This window comes from Amycolatopsis anabasis (genome assembly GCF_009765355.1).
Classification (GTDB): domain Bacteria; phylum Actinomycetota; class Actinomycetes; order Mycobacteriales; family Pseudonocardiaceae; genus Amycolatopsis; species Amycolatopsis anabasis.
In genome coordinates this window covers 386,087-406,554 of sequence record NZ_VTHK01000004.1, presented here as the reverse complement: position 1 = coordinate 406,554, position 20,468 = coordinate 386,087, and the positions used below count along the sequence as shown (strand labels likewise).

The 20,468-nt window shown below is 71.0% G+C and carries 20 protein-coding genes; 6 read left to right on the top strand and 14 right to left on the bottom strand.

Annotated features, from left to right (window positions below; all coding sequences use genetic code 11):
* Positions 1-213: 213 nt before the first annotated feature.
* On the bottom strand, positions 214-1,644 hold the full coding sequence (locus tag FXO23_RS08115) for a M1 family metallopeptidase (RefSeq protein WP_158882399.1): 1,431 nt from the start codon (positions 1,642-1,644) through the stop codon (positions 214-216).
* 153 nt (positions 1,645-1,797) lie between these two features.
* Here FXO23_RS08115 and FXO23_RS08110 point away from each other — a divergent pair, with 153 nt between their 5' ends.
* Positions 1,798-4,980 carry an AfsR/SARP family transcriptional regulator gene (locus FXO23_RS08110; protein WP_158882397.1) on the top strand — a complete coding sequence of 1,061 codons (3,183 nt, stop codon included), beginning with the start codon at positions 1,798-1,800 and terminating at the stop codon, positions 4,978-4,980.
* A gap of 50 nt (positions 4,981-5,030) precedes the next feature.
* On the opposite strand, the gene FXO23_RS08105 is transcribed toward FXO23_RS08110, so the two are convergent.
* Complete coding sequence (locus FXO23_RS08105) at positions 5,031-5,843, bottom strand: ABC transporter permease (RefSeq protein WP_158882395.1); 813 nt, start codon at positions 5,841-5,843, stop codon at positions 5,031-5,033.
* Positions 5,840-6,820 (bottom strand): ATP-binding cassette domain-containing protein, encoded by a 981-nt coding sequence (locus FXO23_RS08100; protein WP_158882393.1) that lies wholly within the window; start codon positions 6,818-6,820, stop codon positions 5,840-5,842. Before FXO23_RS08100 ends, FXO23_RS08105 begins: the two co-directional genes overlap by 4 nt.
* A 104-nt stretch (positions 6,821-6,924) precedes the next feature.
* Here FXO23_RS08100 and FXO23_RS08095 point away from each other — a divergent pair, with 104 nt between their 5' ends.
* Entirely contained in the window at positions 6,925-7,911 is a 987-nt protein-coding gene (locus FXO23_RS08095) for an endonuclease/exonuclease/phosphatase family protein (protein ID WP_158882391.1), read from the top strand.
* Positions 7,912-7,929: 18 nt separating this feature from the next.
* On the opposite strand, the gene FXO23_RS08090 is transcribed toward FXO23_RS08095, so the two are convergent.
* The 6 genes from FXO23_RS08090 to FXO23_RS08065 form a co-directional block, all read right to left on the bottom strand.
* Positions 7,930-8,760 (bottom strand): SIR2 family NAD-dependent protein deacylase, encoded by an 831-nt coding sequence (locus tag FXO23_RS08090; RefSeq protein WP_158882389.1) that lies wholly within the window; start codon positions 8,758-8,760, stop codon positions 7,930-7,932.
* A complete protein-coding gene (locus FXO23_RS08085) occupies positions 8,757-9,071 on the bottom strand; it encodes an antibiotic biosynthesis monooxygenase family protein (protein WP_158882387.1) in 315 nt (104 codons plus the stop codon). Before FXO23_RS08085 ends, FXO23_RS08090 begins: the two co-directional genes overlap by 4 nt.
* 4 nt (positions 9,072-9,075) lie before the next feature.
* On the bottom strand, positions 9,076-9,288 hold the full coding sequence (locus FXO23_RS08080; protein WP_158882385.1) for a hypothetical protein: 213 nt from the start codon (positions 9,286-9,288) through the stop codon (positions 9,076-9,078).
* On the bottom strand, positions 9,285-9,734 hold the full coding sequence (locus tag FXO23_RS08075) for a hypothetical protein (RefSeq protein ID WP_158882383.1): 450 nt from the start codon (positions 9,732-9,734) through the stop codon (positions 9,285-9,287). The genes FXO23_RS08080 and FXO23_RS08075 overlap by 4 nt, the downstream gene beginning before the upstream one ends.
* On the bottom strand, positions 9,731-10,063 hold the full coding sequence (locus FXO23_RS08070) for a PadR family transcriptional regulator (RefSeq protein ID WP_246257011.1): 333 nt from the start codon (positions 10,061-10,063) through the stop codon (positions 9,731-9,733). The genes FXO23_RS08075 and FXO23_RS08070 overlap by 4 nt, the downstream gene beginning before the upstream one ends.
* A 175-nt stretch (positions 10,064-10,238) precedes the next feature.
* Positions 10,239-11,663, bottom strand: a complete 1,425-nt coding sequence (locus FXO23_RS08065; RefSeq protein WP_158882381.1) for a M1 family metallopeptidase — start codon at positions 11,661-11,663, stop codon at positions 10,239-10,241.
* Positions 11,664-11,679: 16 nt separating this feature from the next.
* Here FXO23_RS08065 and FXO23_RS08060 point away from each other — a divergent pair, with 16 nt between their 5' ends.
* Positions 11,680-12,447 carry an alpha/beta fold hydrolase gene (locus FXO23_RS08060; protein ID WP_425484848.1) on the top strand — a complete coding sequence of 256 codons (768 nt, stop codon included), beginning with the start codon at positions 11,680-11,682 and terminating at the stop codon, positions 12,445-12,447.
* Between the two features lie 7 nt (positions 12,448-12,454).
* Here the strand turns inward: FXO23_RS08060 and FXO23_RS08055 are convergent, their stop codons facing one another.
* The 4 genes from FXO23_RS08055 to FXO23_RS08040 form a co-directional block, all read right to left on the bottom strand.
* On the bottom strand, positions 12,455-13,495 hold the full coding sequence (locus FXO23_RS08055) for a peptidoglycan recognition protein family protein (RefSeq protein WP_158882377.1): 1,041 nt from the start codon (positions 13,493-13,495) through the stop codon (positions 12,455-12,457).
* Between the two features lie 225 nt (positions 13,496-13,720).
* Positions 13,721-14,599 (bottom strand): HhH-GPD family protein, encoded by an 879-nt coding sequence (locus FXO23_RS08050; protein ID WP_158882375.1) that lies wholly within the window; start codon positions 14,597-14,599, stop codon positions 13,721-13,723.
* Between the two features lie 25 nt (positions 14,600-14,624).
* Positions 14,625-15,116: a beta-class carbonic anhydrase gene (locus FXO23_RS08045; protein ID WP_158882373.1), complete on the bottom strand. Its 492-nt coding sequence runs from the start codon at positions 15,114-15,116 to the stop codon at positions 14,625-14,627.
* A 98-nt stretch (positions 15,117-15,214) separates the two neighbouring features.
* Positions 15,215-16,315: a LacI family DNA-binding transcriptional regulator gene (locus FXO23_RS08040; protein ID WP_158882371.1), complete on the bottom strand. Its 1,101-nt coding sequence runs from the start codon at positions 16,313-16,315 to the stop codon at positions 15,215-15,217.
* A 194-nt stretch (positions 16,316-16,509) separates the two neighbouring features.
* Between FXO23_RS08040 and FXO23_RS08035 the strand changes: the two genes are divergently transcribed.
* From FXO23_RS08035 to FXO23_RS08025, 3 genes are read left to right on the top strand one after another with little or no spacing between them, the layout of a single operon-like run.
* Entirely contained in the window at positions 16,510-17,418 is a 909-nt protein-coding gene (locus tag FXO23_RS08035) for a metal ABC transporter solute-binding protein, Zn/Mn family (RefSeq protein ID WP_158882369.1), read from the top strand.
* Positions 17,411-18,226, top strand: coding sequence for a metal ABC transporter ATP-binding protein (locus FXO23_RS08030; RefSeq protein ID WP_158882367.1), 816 nt, complete (start codon positions 17,411-17,413; stop codon positions 18,224-18,226). The genes FXO23_RS08035 and FXO23_RS08030 overlap by 8 nt, the downstream gene beginning before the upstream one ends.
* An 18-nt stretch (positions 18,227-18,244) precedes the next feature.
* Positions 18,245-19,117, top strand: coding sequence for a metal ABC transporter permease (locus tag FXO23_RS08025; protein ID WP_158882365.1), 873 nt, complete (start codon positions 18,245-18,247; stop codon positions 19,115-19,117).
* Here the strand turns inward: FXO23_RS08025 and FXO23_RS08020 are convergent.
* A complete protein-coding gene (locus FXO23_RS08020) occupies positions 19,104-20,330 on the bottom strand; it encodes a DUF445 domain-containing protein (protein ID WP_158882363.1) in 1,227 nt (408 codons plus the stop codon). The two genes, FXO23_RS08025 and FXO23_RS08020, sit on opposite strands and share 14 nt — an antisense overlap.
* Positions 20,331-20,468: the final 138 nt, after the last annotated feature.

Genomic DNA, 20,468 nt, shown 5'->3' with positions numbered 1-20,468 from the left:
GGACGACAAGGCCCACTTCACCTTCCGCGGTGAAGCCAAGCCCTCCGCCGTCCCGGACGTCCCGCCGGTCAGCGTCGGCGCCTCCGGTGGCGACGACTCCGGCGAAGCCGAATCGGACTGACGTCCCGACCACGGATCCCGATGTCATGAGGGGACCCCTCCAGACGAAATCTGTCCGGAGGGGTCCCCTCATGAAAGTTCCCGGCCCGGGGATCAGGGTTTGAGGTTCCCGGGGTAGAGGTACTGGTCGGCGGGTTTGGCGTTGCCGTAGAACCAGGCGTCGAAGAAGCCCTGCAAGTTCTGGTGCGCCACCCGCTCGGTGAACTTCTGGAACTCGGGCAGGTTCGCGTTGCCGTCGCGGTGCAGGGTCGGCCACAGCCGCAGCACCAGGTTGAACGCCCGCTCGCCGATCTGGTGCCGCAGCGCGTGCAGCGCGAGCGGGCCCTTGCTGTACACCGAGGTGAACTCGTTGCCCGGCCCCATGTCGTACAGCTTCCCGGCCCAGAACCGGTCGTTGACCTGCTTCACCTGGGTCCGGTACCGGTCGTCCAGGTTCTGCCCGTCCTTGGCCTCCGACCACAGCCACTGCGCGTAGGAGGCGAAGCATTCGTTGAGGCAGACGTCCTTCCAGTCGTCCACCGCCACCGAGTCGCCCCACCACTGGTGCGCGTTCTCGTGCACGATCGTCTGGATGTTGCCCGCCCGGCCGGAGTAGATCGGCCGGCTCAGCGTCTCCAGCGAGAACCCGATCGGCTCGGCGAGGAAGATCCCGCCCGCCGCGTCCACCGGGTACGGGCCGAACTTCGACGACAGGAAGTCGATGATCTCCGGCAGCCGGGCCTCGGCGGCCTTGGTCGCCGCCGAGGTGCCGGGCGCGAACGCGCTCACCACCGGCGTGCCGTTCGCGAGCCTGCCCCGCGAGAACTCCCATTTGTCGATCGCGACCGTGGTCATGTACGGGACCGCCGGGGTCTCCTCGGCCCACACGTGCGTGGTGCCTCGCTCGGTCTTGCTCGTCCCGCGCTCGCGTCCGTTGGCGATCACGCCCCATTCGTCCGGCACGGTGATCGCCAGGTGGAAGGTCGCCTTGTCCTTCGGCGTGTCGTTGACCGGGTACCAGGTCGTCGCCGAATGCGGCTCCCCGGCGACGAACGCGCCGCCGTTAGCGGAGTACTGCCAGCCGTTCGGGCCGAGCCGCGGGTCCTGGATCGGCGCCGGTTTGCCGTGGTAGGCGATCTCGGCGGTGAACCGCTGCCCGCGCCGCAGCGGGCGGTCCGGGGTGATCACGAGTTCGTGCTCGCCGGTGCGGGCGAACTTCGCCGCGGCGCCGTTCACCCGCACCGAATCCACGGTGAGCCCGTTGAGGTCGAGGTTGAACGAGCTCAGCCCCTGCGTCGCCCGCGCGGTGATCACCTGGGTGCCGGTGAGGTCGTGCGAGGCGGGGTCGTAGCCGACCTTCAGGTTGTAGTCGGCGACGTCGTAGCCCCCGTTGCCGTCCTGCGGGTAGTAGGCGTCCCCCGCCCCGTCGCTGCCCGGGGACGCCGACGGCGCGGCCTCGGCGGCCGGGGCGCCGACGGCGACCCCGGCGAGCACGGCCGCCGCGAGCAGGGTCACGCGGCGTACGTGGTGGGTTGTTCTGGCCATGAAGACTCCCATCGGATGCCGGTATGCGCCTCTCCCGCCGGAACGTATCGCGTTCAACCAAAGCCCTCGCCGGGAAATGGGACATTTGTCCGAAGAATCCAGCCTTCCGGTGGTGCCGCACGTCCGGGGCCGGATTCTGGAAAGCTGGGACCGGTGCGGATAGGTCTGCTCGGCCCAGTGCGGGCACACGCTGACGACGGCGCCCCGATCGACATCGGCGGTGTCCGCCTCCGCATGCTGCTGGCCCGGCTGGCGCTGGACGCCGGGCGTGCGGTGTCCGCGGAAACCCTGGTGAGCGATCTGTGGGGCGCCGAACCGCCCGCCGACTCCGCGAACGCCCTCCAGTCGCTGGTTTCCCGGCTGCGCAAGGCGCTGCGCGGCCACGGCACGCTGGATTCGGTGGCCGGCGGGTACCAGCTCGCGCTCGACGCCGAACGGATCGACGCGCACCGGTTCGAAACCCTCGCCGCGCGCGGGCGCCGGGACCTGGCCGCGGGCCGCGACGCGGCGGCGGCCGGGACGCTCGGCGAGGCGCTCGGCCTCTGGCGGGGCGACGCGCTGGCCGACGTGCGCGACGCGCCGTTCGCCGCCGCGCCCGCCGCCCGGCTGGAGGATCTGCGGGCGGGCGTGGCCGAGGACCGGTTCGAGGCGGAACTGCGGCTCGGGCGGCACGCCGAGGTCCTCGCCGATCTGGAGGCGAGCGGCGCCGAGCAGCCACTGCGCGAGCGCCTGGCCGGGCTCCGGATGCGGGCCCTGGCCGCGGCGGGCCGCCAGTCCGAGGCGCTCGCGGTCTACGAGCGGATCCGCGCCACGCTGGCCGGTGAACTCGGCGTCGACCCGTCCGCCGAACTTCAGGAGATCCACCTCGCGGTGCTGCGCGGCGAGCTGACCGGCCCGGCCCGGGCCGAACGCGCCGCCGAGCACCTGCCGGTCCGGCTGACCAGTTTCGTCGGCCGGGACGACGAGCTGAAACTGCTCGCCGAGCTGATGAGCGGCTCCCGGCTGGTCACGCTGGTCGGACCGGGCGGAGCCGGGAAGACCCGGCTGGCCGTGGAGACCGCCGCCCGCCACCGCGCGCACGAGCGCGGGCGGGTGTGGTTCGTCCCGCTGGCCGGGGTCCGCGACGCCGGCGACGTGCCGAGCGCGGTGCTCGGCGCGCTCGGTTCGCGGGGGGACCTGCGGATGGGCGAGAAACCGGTGCCCCGCCAACCGGTCGAGGCGCTCGAGCGCATCGCCGAACTGCTCGGTCCCGGGGAATCGGTGCTGGTGCTGGACAACTGCGAGCACGTCGTCGAGGCCGCGGCCGCGCTCGCGCACGAGCTGCTCGGCCGGGTGCCCGAGCTGCGCCTGCTGGCCACCAGCCGGGAACCCCTGGCGATCACCGGGGAGGCGCTGTGCCCGCTCGGCCCGCTGGAGGTGCCGACCGGTAAGCCCGATGTCGCCGCGGCCACCGGCACCTCGGCGGTGCGCCTGTTCGTGGACCGGGCGACCGCCGTCCAGCCGCGGTTCGTCCTCGACGAGTCGTGCGTGGATTCCGTGGTGGACATCTGCCGCCGGTTGGACGGGATGCCGCTCGCCCTCGAACTCGCCGCCGCGCGGCTGCGGTCGATGAGCGCGCCGCAGATCGTCCAGCGCCTGGACGACCGGTTCCGCCTGCTCACCTCGGGTAGCCGGTCCGCGCTGCCGCGCCAGCGGACCTTGCGCGCGGTGGTCGAGTGGAGCTGGGACCTGCTCGACGACGCCGAATCGGTGCTCGCCCGAAGACTCGCCGTCTTTCCCAGCGGCGCTTCGCTTTCCGCGATCGAGGCGATCTGCGCGGACGAGCTGCTGCCGGCCGAGGACGTGCTCTACGTGCTCGGCTCGCTGGTGGAGAAGTCCATTGTGGACGCCCAAAGCAGCCCGGATCCGCGGTACCGGATGCTGGAGACCATCCGGGCGTTCGCGGACGAACGACTCGCCGAAGCGGGCGAGGAAGCCGCGGTGACCGGGCGGTTCGGCGCCTATTTCCTCGATCTCGCCGAGGAGAACGAGCCGTTGCTGCGGACCGGTGAGCAGCTGCGGGCGATGGCGGTCTTCGACGCCGAGCACGACAACATGCTGTCCGCGCTGCGCCGGGCCATCGACACCGAGGACGCCGACACCGCGTACCGGCTCACCGGCGCGCTGTTCTGGTACTGGGCGGTGCGCGGGTTCGACGAGCAGCCGCTGCTGTTCGTGGACGAGATCCTGCGGTTCGGTGACCGGATTCCCGCCCACGCCCACGCCGCGTTCGCCGCGGTCCGCGGCCTCACCACCAATTTTCCGGGCACGTTGGAGCGGAACCGGTTGCGCCCGCTGATCGACGAATGCGTGCGCACCGGCGCGTGCGACCACTACTCGGTGCTCGCGATCGGGCTGCCGATGCTGGCCTTCATGGTCCGGGACCAGGAACTGGCCGCGCGGGAACTGGCCCGCGCGCACGACCACGCCGATCCGTGGGCGCGGGCCTGCGCGTACTGGGTCGACGGGCTGCTCCACGCCGATCGCGGCGACCTGGCCGGGGCGCAGCGGGCACGGGCCGAGTCGCTGCGCCGGTTCGAGGAACTGGGGGACCGCTGGGGCTTGGCGATAACCCTGGCGATGCTGGCCGAGGGCCAGTCGCTGGAAGGCGACCACGTGTCCGCGATCGCCGCCTACGAGCGGGGGCTCGCGCTCTCCGCCGAACTCGGTGCGCGGGACGACGTCAGCCAGCACCTGGTGCACGTGGCCATTCAGCGCATGCGCGCCGGTGACCTCGACGGGGCGGCGCGGGACGTCCGGGCGGCGGAACGGCTCCTCGCCGACGGCGGCACCGCGGAGATGGAGGCCGTGGTGACCTTCGGCCTGATCGAACTGGCCCGGCTGGCGGGTGATTTCGCGAAGGCGCGCCGCTACCTGGCGCGGCTGGAAACCATCGCCGGTTCGGCGAAGCTGCCGAGTGCGGTGGCGCGGGAGTGGATCGCCACCGCGCGAGCCTCGCTGCTGCTCTCCGAGGGCGACCTGGCCGGGGCGCGCGCCGAACTGCCCACGGCGATCCGGGTGGCCAGCGAGCGGCGGGACATGCCGGACACCGCGGTGCCGGTGGAAAACGCCGCGCGGCTGTTCCGGCTGGAGGGCGATTTCCTGGCCGCGGCACGGACGCTGGGAATGAGCGAGTCGATCCGCGGCGCCTTCGACAGGGGCAATCCGGAACTGCGCGAGCTGATCGGCGAGCTGATCGCCGAACTCGGCGAGCCCGCCTACCGGGCGGCCTACCGCGAAGGCGCTTCGATGTCCAAAGAGGACGCGGTCGCGGCCGTTCTCGTGCGACTGTCGTGAGTGGTCAGGGCTGTCCCGGCCCTGACCACTCACGACTCCCCTTTCCCCGGTCAGCTCGTCCGTCGGCGGTAGGCCCACATGGCGAGCGGGAAGAACACCACGACCAGCGCGGCCATCCAGCCCAGCGCCCCGAACAGCGGCCCGGCGACTTCGCCGCCGTTCATCAGCCCGCGCAGGGCGTTGGCGGTCAGGCTCACCGGGCTGATGTCCGACCACGCCTGCAGCCAGCCCGGCATCCGGTCGCTCGGCACGAAGACGTTGCTGCCGAAGTTGAGCGGCAGGATGAACGCGACCATCAGGCCCTGCACCGCGCCCGGGGTCTTCAGCAGCATGCCGACGAACACCGCCATCCAGCAGAAGCACAGTCCGAACAGGACCAGCAGGGCGACGCCGACCACCAGCGACGCGGCGCCGGTCTGCAGCCGGTAGCCCATGATCATGGCCACCACGAGCAGCACGACCAGGCACACCAGGTAGCGCACCACGTCGGCGAACACGGCGCCGACCAGCGGCGCCGACCGGGCGATCGGCATGCTCCGAAACCGGTCGAACACGCCCTTGCTCGCGTCGGTGTTCAGCGAGACCCCGATGGTCATGCTGGCCTGCATGATGTTCATGACCATGATTCCGGGAACGACCATCTGCAGGTAGGAACCGGTGCTGCCGGAGATCGCGACGCCGAAGATGTACACGAACATGAGCAGGAACAGGATGGGCGCGATCGTCACGTCCATCAGCTGCTCGGGATTCTTGCGGATCTTGAGAATTCCGCGCCAGCCAAGGGAAAGCCCGTGCTTCAGGGCCTTGGCCGGGCCGATGTGCAGCGGCCGCGCGGGAGCCGCGTCGAGTGTCATCGTGGTCATACCAGGCTCCTCACCCTGTCATCGTCCGCGGCCGCGCTGTCCTTTGTGGAGTGACCGGTGAGGGCGAGGAAGACCTCGTCCAGGCTGGGCAGTCGCAGCGCGAGCTCGTCCGCGGTGATCCCGGCCTCGTCCAGCCTCCGGACCAATGTGGACAGCAGGACCGGATCGGACACCGGCGCGGTGAGCAGCCCGGTGTCGTCGTCCCGGGTCGGCGCCATCCCGGTCAGGTCGGCGAGGATCCGGGCCGCCGCGTCCAGATCGGCGAGTGCGGTCGGGCGCACCTGCAGCGTCTGCCCGCCGGTTCGCCGCTTGAGCTCGTCGGCGCGGCCGTCGGCGACGACCCGGCCGTGGTCGAACACGGTGATCCGGTCGGCCAGCTGGTCGGCTTCCTCCAGGTACTGGGTGGTGAGCAGCACGGTCGACCCCTCGGCGACCAGGCTGCGCACCACCTGCCACACCTCGTTGCGGGCATGCGGGTCGAGCCCGGTGGTCGGTTCGTCCAGGTACAGCACGTGCGGGCGGCCGACCAGGCTCGCCGCGAGGTCCAGGCGGCGGCGCATCCCGCCGGAGTAGGTCCGGATCGGCCGCCCCGCGGCCTCGGTGAGCTCGAACCGCTCCAGCAGTTCCGCCGCCCGCGCCTTGGCGCCCGATCGGGAAAGGTCCAGCAGGCGGCCGATCAGCACCAGGTTCTCAGTGCCGCTGAGGTCCTCGTCGACCGAGGCGTACTGGCCGGTGAGCCCGATCAGGCCGCGCACCCGCACCGGGTCCTTCAGCACGTCGTAGCCGCCGACCGTGGCGTGCCCGGCGTCCGGGCGCAACAGGGTGGCGAGGATGCGGACGGCGGTGGTCTTCCCGGCCCCATTGGGCCCCAGCACGCCGACCACCTTCCCGGCCGGCACCTCCAGGTCGACCCCGTCCAGCGCGACGGTGTCGCCGTAGCGTTTGACCAGGCCCTCGGCCCGGATCGCATGAGACATGGTTCCTCCCTCGTGAACACCCACGACGATGGCCGGTGGACCTGGTAACCCCCGCACAGCGCGCTGTCAGCGCCTGGCACCCGCTGTCAGGCAGACTGGTCCACATGGGACTGAAAACCGAGGCCCCGCCCGCGCACCCGCTGCGGAAACGCCTGGTCACCGGCGTTTTCGTGCTGCTCGCCGTGCCGTTCGCGGTGCTCGGAGCCCTGCGCCTGACCGGCATCGACGGCAACACCTACACCGCCTCGGCCCTCGCGCTGACGCCCTATGCCACCGCCGCGGGGCTGGTGCTCGGCGTGCTCGCCCTCCTGCTGCGGCGCTGGTGGATCGGCGCGGTGGTGACGTTGCTCGCCGTGTCGCTCACGATCGCGGTCGTGCCGCGCCTGGTCCCCGCGGACCAGCCCGCCCCGGCGGGTGGGCGGCCGCTGCGCGTGCTCGCCGCGAACCTGCACGTCGGTCAGGCCGACGCGAAGACGATCGTCGACCTGGTGCGCACGCACGAGGTCGACGTGCTGAACCTGCTGGAGCTGACGCCGCGCTCGGTGAACGCGCTCACCGAGGCGGGCCTGTTCACCCTGCTGCCGCACCGCGTGCTGCGCGCCGAACCGGGTGGCTCCGGTTCCGGGATCGTGTCCCGGCATCCGCTCACCGAACTGTCGCTGGCGAAACCGTCCCGGCTCCAGCAGCCGAGCGCCCGGGTGGACCTGGGCGACGGCGCGAGCGTGGAGATCGTCGCCGTGCATCCGCTGCCGCCCACGATGTCCCCGCCGGAGTGGAAGTCCGCGCTGCGCGGGTTGCCCGAGCCGACCGCGGACCTGCCGGTGCGCGTCCTGGCGGGGGATTTCAACGCCACCCTCGACCACGCCCAGCTGCGGGACCTGCTCGACGCGGGCTACGCCGACGCCGGGTCCGAACGCGGCGCGGGGTTCATCCCGACCTGGCCGGACGGGATCTTCCCGCCGCCGGTGACCATCGACCACGTCCTCGCCGACGATCGGTCCGCGGTCAACGACTACCAGGTGTTCGACCTCCCCGGCAGCGACCACGCGGCCGTCTACGCCGATCTCACCATCCCCACCCGTACGTCCTGAGGGGTCGCACTTTGTCGACTAAGTGCGGGCGTCGCCGTCCGGGAGATGGGTGGCCAGGGCGGAGAGGGCGGCCAGGGCGTTCATCGGGAGCGAGATGCCCCGGTTGTGGCGGATTTCCGGCTCGCGGGGGTTGATCCGGATGAGCGCGCCGGTCGCGGCGCTCGCCAGTTCGGCGTACCGGCGCACGGTCGGCACCGCGAGCCCGGCGCCGAGTTCGACCACCACCAGGTTCCGGTGGTCGCGGCGCCAGGCGGTGAGCGCGTCGAGCTGGGCCTGGCCGCGGTGCGGCACCCAGTCGAAGTCGCCGAACATGAGGATGTTGGGGCGCGCGAGCCCGCCGCAGTTCCGGCAGGCGGGCAGCGGCGGCAGCGCGCGCATCGAGTCCTCGTCGACCAGGACTTCGAGGTCGTCGGCGGGCCAGACGTCGTCCGAGCACGGCTCGACGCACTGCAGGTGGTGGATCGAACCGTGGCATTCGGCCACCTGCTCGAATCCGGCGACCTGGAACTGCCCGTCGACGTTGGAGGTGAACACGCGCACCCCGCCGGGAAGCCGGGAACCCCACTCCCGGAGCAGGTGAAAACCTTGGTGTGGCACGGTTTTCCGGTACAGCGCCAGGCGGTGGCCGTAGAAACCCCAGGCGAGGTGCGGATCGGCGCGGAAGTGCCGCGGATCGGCGACCTCGGCGAAGTTCAGGCCGAGCCGGGCATACGGCGGATATGCCCGCCAGAATCCTTCGGCGCCGCGGAAATCGGGCAGGCCGGAATCGACCCCCATCCCGGCGCCGGCGCAGACGAGCAACGCGTCCGCCCCGGCGATCAGCTCCGCGGCGCGGGCGAGTTCGCTCACTCGCCCTTCGGCGTGCTGCTCAGCACGACCTCGAACTCCAGCACCCCGGCCCCGGTCCCGACCGGTTTCCGCTCGCCACCGCCGCCGTGCGCTTCCTTCGACCCGCCGGCCTGCCAGTTCTGGAAGTCCTCGTCGGTTTCCCAGCGGGAGTACACGAAGTAGCGGGTCTCCCCGGCGACCGGGCGGAGCAACTCGAACCCGAGGAACCCGGGCTGACCGTCGAGCGAGGCGAGCCGGGCGGCGAACCGCTTCTCCAGTTCGGGACCGGCGCCTTCGGGGACCTCGATGGTGTTGATCTTCACGACTGCCATGTCGTCAGGGTACGGCCTTGCGCCCGCACCACCGCCGGATCCCGGCGACCAGGCCCCCAACCCCGCCGACCGCGGCTCCGAGCGCCGGTGAGTGGACGACGAGCGCGGCGACCGCGAGGAGGATGAACGCGATCGGGTAGAGCAGGGAACGGGCGCGGCGGGTCCGATCCTCGTCGTCGAGGACGTAACCCAGCAGCCCACCCGGCGGCGCGGTCACCGCATCCGCTCCGGGACCGGCTGGCGGAGGGCCCGCCGCAGGCCGAACGCCCGCGTGCACAGGCGTAGCGTATAGGCGATCCGGAGGCGGCGCGGTTCATCGCGCAGGTCGTACAACTCGGCGGAGATCTCCTCCCGATACCGGCTCCGCTCGTGCGCGGGCAGCAGCCGGATCACCCAGCCGAGGAGCGCGCTTTCGCCGCCTTCCGAGGCGACCCGTCGTGACCGCGCGGCGGCAAGACGCGGATCTGGTTCTCGAATGGCTCGCGCGATGTCGATGAGGAGCTCGCTGTAATGGGTGAGCAGCTTGCTGAGTAAGGTGTCTCGGCCGCTTCGGGTCATGCGGTGTGCAAGCCACTCGAGTGCGTCGGCCAGGTAGTCGGGGATTATCTGCTCGCTCGGCCGAGCAGCACGGAGTTCGGTATCGCTGTTGGTTTTCGCGATCATCGGGCACCTCCGGCGAGGCCGGGGCGGAGGCGGTTCAGCGCCTGCGCCGATGCGCCCGCCCGGTGCAGCGCCGCCCGCACCGATGCGATGTTGTTCGGGTCGAGCCGGTAGTACCGCCGCCGCGGCCGTCCCCGCTCGCTCGGATCGACCTCCTCCCAGCGGCTCTCCAGCCAGCCCGCCTTCTCCAGCCGGGCGAGGATCGGGTGGATCGTGCCGCTGGGCAGCCCGGCCGCGGCGCAGATCTCCAACCCGTACAGCTCCCGCACGGGATCTTCGAGCAGCGTGTGCAGCACCAGCTGGGTGGGCAATGTCATCCGGGGACCGGCCATACCTAGAACTCTACCTAGGGGCTAGGTAGAGAACAAGACAGTTGAAATAACAGAGAATGATCAAGCGGAATCGTGGAGTGAGAACGTCGCGCCGTTCGGACGCGTGAGCACGACCGAACGGTCCGGCACGGTGCGCGCCGACCTCCCGATCAAGTCCTGCCGGAAATCCTGAACCTCACGGGTGCAGCGCACCGGGGTAGAGATCCGCGTCCGGCGGGATCTCGTCGCCGTGGAACCAGATCTCGAAGAACCCGCCGAGGTCACCGCCGGAAATCCCGGTGACGAACCGTTCGAACTCCGGCCACGAGGCGTTCCCGTTCCGGTGCGCGGCGGGCCATTCGCGCAGCACGCGGTTGAACGCGTCCTCGCCGATCTTCCTGCGCAGCGCGTGCACGGCCAGGATTCCCTTGTCGTACACGCCTTCGAACTCGTGCCCCGGCCCCATGTCGAAGAGCTTGTGCGACCAGAACTCCCGGTCGTCGCGCACCTTGTCCAGCGCCCGGCGGTACCGGGCGTCGAGGTCGTCGGCCTCCTTCCCCTCCGCCCACAGCCACTGGGCGTAACTGGCCAGGCATTCGTTGAGGCAGACGTCCGCCCACGACCACACCGAGACCGAGTTCCCGTACCACTGGTGCGCGATCTCGTGCACCACGGTCGGCAGGTCGGCCCATTTCGCGTAGACCGGCCGCCCCTGCGTCTCCAGCGAGAAACCGAGGGACTCGTTCAGGTAGATCCCGCCCGCCGCGCTCTGCGGGTACGGCCCGAACCGCCCGGCCAGGAACTCGACGACCTCGCCGACCCGGGAACCGATCTCCCGCCGCGGCTCGGCGCCCGGCGCGTAGGCGCTCAGCACCGGGATGCCGCCGGGCAGCGCGGACCGGTCGAAGGTGAACCGGTCGACGGCGATCGTGGTCAGGTAGGACGCCACCGGCGTCGGTTCGGACCAGGACGACGTCGTCCAGCCGTCCGCGGACGAGGTGCCCTCCTCGCGCCCGATGGACACCACCGACCAGCCGTCGGGCACCCGGGCGGTGAGGTGGAAGGCGGCCTTGTCCCGGGGCGTCTCGTTCACCGGGTACCAGAAGGACGCCGACCGCGGCTCGCCGACCGCGTACGCCCCACCGGCGGCCGAGCGGCTCCATCCGGTCGCGCCCAGCGGGCCCGAGGTGTCGGCGCCCGGGGTGCCGGAGTAGCGGATCCGGGCGGTGAACGTGCTCCCCGCCGGGACCGGTTCGGCCGGGATGAGCACGAGTTCGGCGTTCTCGCGGGTGAACGCGGCCGGTTTGCCGTTCACCTCGGCCGAACCGACGTCCAGCCCGCGCAGATCGAGGTTCAGCCGGGCCAGGGCGTGCGCCGCCCGCGCGGTGACCGCGGTGTCGCCGTCGAGGTGCTGCTTCGCCGGGTCGAAGCCGATCGTGACGTGGTAGTCGAGGACGTCGTAGCCGCCGTTGCCGTCGTTCGGGTAGTAGGCGTCGCCCGCCCCCGGGGCGCCGGGGACGGGCACCTTCGGATCCGGCGGCGCGGAACTGCCGGGGGAGCAGCCGATAATGATCGAGACCAGGCCGCAGACGGCGGCGGCTCTGGGCGTACGGCTGCGCATGAGTAGGGAGCTTAGGTTGTCGAGGCGTACCGATGTCGTGGACTTCGGCGGCGAGGGCCCGCCGATCCTGCTGCTGCACGGGCTCATGGGGCGGGCGCGGACGTGGTGGTCGGTCGCCCAGTGGCTGGTCCGCTACGGGCACGTGGTCGGGATCGACGCGCGGGGCCACGGGCGCGGTCCGGCCGAGGGGCCGTGGCACACCGAGCGGTTCGTCGCCGATCTGGCCGCCTTCGTGCGGGAGCTGGACGAGGGGCCGGTCGTGGTGATCGGGCATTCGATGGGCGGCCTGCACGCGTGGGGGCTCGCGGCGACCCATCCCGAGCTCGTCCGGGCCGTGGTGTGCGAGGACATCGCGCCGGACCAGCGCGGCAGGACCGTGGACGCGTGGCGGGCCTACTTCGACTCGTGGCCGGTGCCGTTCCAGTCGCTCGCGCACGTTCGGGCGTTCTTCGCGCCGCTGGGCGACTACTTCACCGAATGCGTCGTCGAGCGGGAGGACGGGTTCCACCTCGCCGCCGATCTGGAGAACCTCTACGAGATCGCCACGGAATGGGGCGTGCGCGCCTACTGGTCCTATGTGGACGGTGTGAAATGCCCGCTGCTGGCCATCGAGGGCGAGCACACGGCGATGCCGCCCGGCCAGCAGGCCGAACTGGCCGCCCGGGTGCCGGGCGGCGGCCGCCACCTGATCGTCGCGGGCGCCGGGCACGTCGTGCACGACGAAGCCCCCGAGGAGTACCGGGGCGCCGTCGAGGCGTTCCTTTCGGAGGTCCTCGCCCGATAGGCACCGGTCAGGAGGCGAGGAGTTCCTGCCACGTCCGCGGGGTGAGGACGCCCGTCACCCGGGTTCCGGTGGCCTCCACCAGGGCGCCCGCCGCGCGGGCCGCCTCGTCCCCGGTCCCCGGCCGCACCGAGGGCGTGATGAGCGGCCAGATGTCGGCGCCGAGGAACCCGGTCTCGTCGGCGTGCGCGGCCGCGTAACAGGTGTGCCCGGTCAGCCCGTGAGCCGCCGCGAGCGCGCTCACGGCGTCGCGTGTGGACGGTCCGAACACGCCGTCGGCCGGGACCGACCGCGCTCCCCGGGCGCGCAGGAGATGCTGGGCCGCAAGGACTTTCCGGCCGGTGTCGCCGGGCTTGAGCAGCGGCCATTCGAGCGGAGCGGCCACGCTCCGGCCCAGCGCGCCGCCGACCGCCTGGCGCAGTTCGGGCAGCCGGTCGTAGAGCACCTGGCCCGGGCACTCGGTCGAGTTGAAGTCGCGGTGCCCCTTGATGTTCTCCGGCGGGATGCCGTACTGGCTCGCGATGTAGGCGACCAGTTTCACCAGCGAATCCCACAGTGCCCGCGGCACGTCGACCGTGCTGTACAGGCCCTCGTTCTCGATCCCGATGACCTCGCTGTTGTGGTTGGCCACATTCGCGCCCTGCACGTGCTGCGTGCCGCCGCGCAGGATCTCCAGGCTGCGGTGCCGCCCCTCGGTGACGAACCCGCCCCGGCTGTTGGTGAACTGCTGCCCGGTGTCGATCCAGCCCCGGGTGTTCATGTGGAAGTTCTGAATGTCCCGCGAGATCTGGAAGGCGCGCTCTTTCGAGTAATCCTCGCTGTTGCCCGGCTCCACCGTGTGGTGCACGACGATGTAGGTCGGCTTGTGGTTCTCCACGGTGATCGCGCCGCTCGGCGGGCGGGCGCCCCAGTCCCCGGTGCCGTAGATCTCCGGCGCGGCGACCGATGCGTCGGCCCGCGCCGTGCCGAACGCGCCCAGGGCGCCCACGGCGGTCACGGTCAGGCCGCCTTTGAGCAGGGCACGCCGGTCGAAGCCTGGTGAAGCAGCCATTTTCGATCTCCCTCGACAACGGGGTGGGTACGCGATCGCCCGCACCACCCAGATCGGTTTGATGGCGAAATTTCGGTTATGCGCAGGGTGTGGCAGGAGACGCTAATCGCTTCCCCACAATCAGACAACAGCTAACGAACTTTCGTTGCTCATTGTGGAAGATTGTTAGAAGTGGGAAAACACTTAGCGTAGACCGAATTAGGCCGTTCAGCGGTACGGCGCGCTTCAGCGGTGCTCGCCGGGAAGCGCGAACCGCCCGTCCGGGGTCTGCTCGACCAGCCCGTCGACCAGCAGCGAGTCCAGGCAGCGATCCCGCTGGCCCGGCTCGTTCCAGACGATGTCCAGCCGCGCCTTGTCCACCGGTTCCGCGGTGCCGCGCAGCACGTCGAGGAGCTTGCCCCGCACCTGGCGATCCGTGCCCGCGTACCGCTGCACCGGTTTGGCGGGACCGGCGTATTCCGGGCGCCCGTTGCGCTGCCACGCGCAGTCGCCGTGCAGCGGGCAGTCCGCGCAGCGCGGCACCCGGGCCGTGCAGATCAGCGCGCCGAGTTCCATCAGCGCCGCGGAGAACCGGGCGGCGAGGGCCTCGTTCGCGGGCAGCAGCGCCGCCACGTCGGCCATGTCGCGGCCGGTCGACGGCGGCCCCGCGTCCCCGGCGCCGTGCACCGCGCGGGCCACCGCGCGCCGGACGTTCGTATCCACCACCGGCGCGCGTTTGCCGTAGGCGAAGGCGGCGACCGCGCGGGCGGTGTACGCGCCGATGCCGGGCAGCGCGAGCAGGGCGTCGACGTCCGCGGGCACCACGTCCCCGTGCTTACCGGCGATCGCCGTCGCGGCGGAGTGCAGGCGCAGGGCACGGCGCGGGTAGCCGAGCTTGCCCCACGCGCGCAGCACCTCGCCCTGGCTCGCGGCGGCCAGCGCGGACGGGACCGGCCAGCGAATCATCCATTCGTGCCAAATCGGCTCGACCCGGGCGACCGGGGTCTGCTGCAGCATGATCTCGCTGACCAGCACGCCCCAGGCCGTGCATTCCGGGCGCCGCCAGGGCAGATCCCGCCCGTTCGTGTCGAACCAGTCGATCAGGGTATCCGTGTCGATGGACATCCCGCTAATTCAAGCACCGCCGGGCTCACTCCACTTCGGTGAGGGTGCCTGTGTGGACGTCGTAAACGAAACCCCGGACGTTGTCCGTGTGCGGCAGGAAGTCACTGCGCCGCACCCGCCGCACCGACCGGCGGACGCTGTCCTCGACCTCCCGGAACGCCTCGACCGCCCAGGTCGGCCGCACGCCGGTGGCGTCTTCCAGCTCGTCCTTGAATTCGTCCTCGGTGACCAGCGACAACCCGCAGTTGGTGTGCTGCACGATCAGCACCTCGCGGGTGCCGAGCTTGCGCTGGCTCAGCGCCAGCGAGCGGATCATGTCGTCGGTCACCACCCCGCCCGCGTTGCGCAGGATGTGCGACTCGCCCTGGATGAGCCCGAAGATCTCGAAGACCCGGATCCGGGCGTCCATGCAGGTCAGAATCGCCACGTGCAGGGACGGCTGGGGCGAGGAGCGGTCCCCGGGGACCACGTTGCCCAGCTCCTGGTTGCGCTTCAGCAGTACGTCGATCGCGGTCATCACGGCCACCCTCCGGCGAACTGTCAAGTCGTTCTATTGGACCTGGTGTCCCGCCGAGGGGCAATCAAGATTGGTGAATCGTTGCAGATCTCACCATGTCACGGGCCGAACCACTGCTCCTCCGCCGTGCGCGGGGCCGCCGAGGTGGTGCCGATCCGCAGCTCGGTGGGCAGGGTGATGACCTTGGGGGTGACCCGTTCGGCCGACGCGAGCAGCAGCTTGCCGGCCGCCTTGCCCTTGTCCAGCACCGGCTGGTGCACGGTCGTCAGCCCGGCGCGTTCCGCTTCGGCGATGCCGTCGAACCCGGTCACCGTGAGGTCGGCCGGGACCCGCAGGCCGCGCCGGTTGGCCTCGGCCAGCGCGCCGAGCGCGAGGATGTCCGAGGTGCAGATCACCGCGGTGACCTGCGGATGGGCGTCCAGCAGCTGCCGCGCGGCGGAGGCGCCGTCGTCGACGGTGTGGTCGAAGCGCTCCACGACCGGCACGGTCGCCCAGTCCACGCCGGCCGATTCGAACGCCGCGGCCAGCGCGCCCAGCCGGGTGCGCTGCACGTGGTAGTGCGCCTCCCGCTGACGGGTGAGCGGCACGAAGTCGTCGTTGCGCTCGCGGGCCAGCCGCATGCAGACCACGCCGATCTGCCGGTGCCCGAGTTCGATGAGGTGGTTGGCCAGGCCGGTGATCGCGGCGGCGTCGTCCGGGCCGACCCGGTCCACGCCCTCGAGCCGCGGCTGGTCGATGATCACCGTGGGCACCGGGCGGGAGAGCACCGCGGCCAGGTGCGGATCGTCGTCCGGCACCGAATAGACCACGAAACCGTCCACCCCGGCGCGGTGCACCGCGGCCACGTCCTCGCGGCCGGGACTGGCCGGGACCAGGTGCAGCCCGACGCCCGCGTCCTCGCAGGCGAGCGCGAGCCCCTCGAGCACGCCGACGGCGGCCGGGTCGCGGAAGGCGTAGGACAGGTTCTCGGTGAGCAGGAGGCCGACCGCGCCCGCCTTGCGCGTGCGCAGTGATCTCGCGACCGGGTCCGGGCCGGGGTAGCCGAGCCGCCGCGCGGTCTCCAGTACCCGGCGCCGCAGCTCCGGGGACAGCTGGTCCGGGCGGTTGTAGGCGTTCGACACCGTGGTCCTGGACACGCCCAGTTCGGCGGCCAGCGACGCCAGGGTCGCCTGCCTTCTGGTGCGTATAGGACGTCCCATGGGGAGACCGTAACGGTTCAGAACGTAATCCAGAAGCAACGCCCCACGACTGCCGTATCAGGCGTGCCGCAACTATGCGTTAAGTCACGCGTAACCAGATCGGGTTTCACGACATCGAGTGGGGTAGAGTGCATTCGAAAATGATTTCCATTAGCTATACTAAGCGTTCCGAACTGACTTCCAGGAGTGCCCAGATGAGTTCTCGTGCTGCGTGGCGCCTGCTCACCACCATCTCCGCCGCGGCCGCGCTGACCCTCGGCGTTGCCGGTTGCGGCAACGGCGGCGACGGCGGAACCGCCCCGCAGGGCGGCGACAAGATCAAGACCGTGGCCTCCACCAACGTCTGGGGCAGCGTGCTGACCGCGGTCGGCGGGGACCAGGTCGAGGTCAAGTCGATCATCGGCGAGTCGGGCGACCCGCACTCCTACGAGACCACCTCCGAGGACGGCCTCGCCGCGCAGAACGCCAAGCTCACCCTGGGCAACGGCGGCGGCTACGACGACTTCTTCACCAAGCTCACCGACCAGGCGCCGGGCGCGCGCAAGCTGGTCGCCTACGACATCGCCGCGACCGGCGACGAGAACGAGCACGTCTGGTACAGCCTGGCCGCCGTGCAGAAGGTGGCCGATCAGGTCGCCGCCCAGCTCGGCGAGCTGAAACCGGACGCGAAGCAGGCGTTCACCGACAACGCGAACGCGTTCAAGGCCAAGGTCGGCGAGGTGCAGAAGAAGGCCGAGCAGATCGGCGCCGCGCACCCGGACACCAAGGTGGTCGCCACCGAGCCGATCGCGGACTACCTGCTGCGGACCGCGAAGGTCGACGACGCGACCCCGGACGAGTTCTCCGAGGCGATCGAGGAGGAGACCGACGTCCCGGCCGGCGCGCTGGACCAGGTGAAGCAGCTCGTCGCGGGCAAGCAGGTCAAGGCCGTGGTCAACAACGTGCAGACCACCACCCCGGTGACCGAGCAGATCGTGAGCAGCGCTAAGAATGTCGGGCTGCCGGTGGTTGACGTATCCGAGACGCTGCCGGCCGGAGTAACGGATTACATTGCCTGGATGAGCAAGGAAGTGGACGCGTTGGCCGGAGCGCTGGGTGGCTGAGCCCGCCGTTGAGATTCGCGGCGCCGGGCTGTCGTTCGGCACGCGGACGCTGTGGTCCGGGCTCGACCTCGACGTCGAGCCCGGTGAGTTCCTTGCTGTGCTGGGGCCGAACGGCTCGGGAAAGACCAGTTTGATGAAGGTCCTGCTCGGCCTGCAGCCGCTGTCGTCGGGTTCGGTGCGACTCGCGGGCGCGCGGCCGGGCGAGGCCAACGAGCGGATCGGGTACATCCCGCAGCAGCGCGCGATGCAGGAGGGCCTCACGCTGCGCGGCACCGATCTGGTCGGGCTCGGCCTGGACGGGCACCGCTGGGGGATCGGCCTGCGCGGGATCGGCGAGCGCCGCCGCCGGGTGGCCGCGGCCATCGCCTCGGTCGGCGCCGAGTCGTACGCGAAGTCGCCGGTCGGCCGGCTCTCCGGCGGTGAGCAGCAGCGGCTGCGGGTGGCGCAGGCGCTGGTCGGCGAGCCGGACGTGCTGCTGTGCGACGAGCCGCTGCTGTCGCTCGACCTCGCGCACCAGCGGGCGGTCAGCGAGCTGATCGACGCGCGGCGGCGCCGGGCGAACACCGCGGTGCTGTTCGTCACGCATGAGCTGAATCCGATCTTGTCCTTTGTGGACAGAGTGCTGTACCTGGTCAACGGCCAGTTCCGGATCGGCACACCGGATGAGGTGATGACCTCGGAGACGCTGTCCGAGCTGTACCGGACGAAGGTCGAGGTCATCCGGATCGGCGGGCAGATCCACATCGCCGGTGCGCAGAGCGCGCTGTGCGAGGACGAACCGCACCATCTCGAAGCACGGGTCTCCTGACCTGGGTTAAGGGCGTTCATGGACAAGCTGTTCGACTTCGGGCAGACCGGGAAGCTGCTCGAACTCGATTTCGTGCAGACCGCGCTGATCGCCGCGGCGATCGTCGGGCTGGTCGCGGGCCTGCTCGGCCCGCTGATCGTGATGCGGCGCATGTCGTTCGCCGTGCACGGCACCGCCGAGCTGGCGTTCACCGGCGCGGCGGGCGCGCTGCTGCTCGGCGTCGGGATCGAGTACGGCGCGCTGGCCGGCGCCGTGGTGGCCGCGCTGCTGCTCGGCCTGCTCGGCGGGCGGGAATCCGACCGCGATTCGGTGATCGGCGCGATCCTGTCGTTCGGGCTCGGCCTCGGGGTGCTGCTGCTCTGGTTCTATCCCGGCCGGGCGTCGAACAAGTTCGGCATCCTGGTCGGCCAGCTCGTGTCGATCGAACCGACCGATCTGACCGTGCTCGTGGTGGCCGCGGTGGTCGTGCTGGTGGTGCTCGCGCTGATCTACCGGCCGCTGCTGTTCGCCAGCGTCGACTCGAGCGTCGCGGTGGCCCGGGGCGTGCCGGTCGCCGTGCTGTCCCCGGTGTTCGCGGTGCTCGTCGGGATCGCCACCGCGCTCGGGGTGAAGGTCGTCGGCGCGCTGCTCGTGGTGGCGCTCATGGTGACCCCGGCCGCCGCGGCCGCCCGGGTGACCGCGAGCCCGTGGCGGGCGACCCTGCTGGCGATCGTCTTCGCCGAGGTCGCCGGGCTGGGCGGGATCGTGCTGTCGCTGGCCCCGTCCGCGCCGCCGAGCGCGTTCGTCACCGCGATCTCGTTCACCATCTACCTGGTCTGCCGCTTCATCGCCTACCGCCGCACCAAGGTGGCGTCCCGAGCCCCTGCCCCGGCCGCGGTCAGTGCAGCATGAGCAGGACCTGCAGCTCGCCGACCAGGAAGCCGATCACGCCGCCGACCGCGACGAGTTTCCACTCGTCCTGACGGAAGGCGGGCCGGAGCAGGCCCTCGTACTCGACCGGCGTCAGGTTCAGCATGCGTTCTTCGATCATGTTCGCCACGTCCATGGCCTCGGTCAGGTACCCGGTCGCGTGCCGCACGGTGTCCGGGAACCGCCGCATCGCCTTGACCGCCGCGGCCTGCTTCATCTCCCGCATCAGGTCCCCGCCCGCGGTGACCGCGACCAGCGGCCGGGCCAGGCTGGCCTGCTCGTCGACGGCCTGGGCGACCATCCGCCGCACCATCGCCAGCAGCCGGTCCGAGCGCGGCCCGCTCAGGAGCGCGTCCAGCAGGTTCGGCACGGTCAGCACGTCCCGGGAGATGATCTCGCCGTACTGCCGCGCCACCTCCGCCCGCCGCCGCTGGAACTTGCCCTGCCAGGTGAACCGGTACAACCGCACCGGCTCCCGCGGCACGAAGATCAGCTTGATCGCCAGCCAGTCGGTGAACAGGCCGATGCAGCCGCCGAAGATCGGCAGCACCCACGGCTCCTTGGTCAGCGCCCAGACCACCGCCTGCGCGATCCCGAGCCCGAAGCCGAAGTAGATCCCGCACCGCGCGATGAACGCCATCTCCGGGCGGGACGTCTCGCGCACCAGTTTGACCAGCAGCGCCTTGTCCCGGGTCAGGTTCCGCACGGTCATGTCCCGGACGTCGAGCACCTCGTCCAGGTTCTCCCGGAGCTCGTCGAGCAGTTGCCGGACCAGCCGCGGGGACTGCGCCTGGATCTGCTTGACGATCAACTCCTGCGCCATCGTGGGCAGCAGTTCCCACATGCGCGGGTGGTGCTCGGCGAGCACGTCCCGCGCGATGTCGTCGACCGCGCGCAGCAGCGGCTGCTCGATCTCCCGGGTGAGCCGGTCCGGGTCGATCCGGGCGAAGACCTCCTTGAGGTCGAGCAGGTTCGACGCGAGCAGATCGGTGGCGACCGCCGCCATCCGGCCGCCGTGCCGGGGCACCACGCCCTGCCAGCCGAGGAACGTGCCCTTGATCCCGACGAACTCCAGCGGGCGGAACATCATCTCGATCGCGACGCGCTTGGTCACGTACCCGATCAGCGCGGCGATGAACGGGATCGCGGTGTACAGCGGCCAGTGCCGGGCGAAGTCGTCGAGCACCGCGTCCACACACCACCTCCGGATCCGGTGCGCAAACCGTATCTGGGCTTGATCAGTGCAGCAGGAGCAGGTTCGTGGGTACCCAATGCGGCATTAGGTACCTTCAACGCCCCCAATGCCGCATTGGTGTCCTCGCGGTACCGGCGC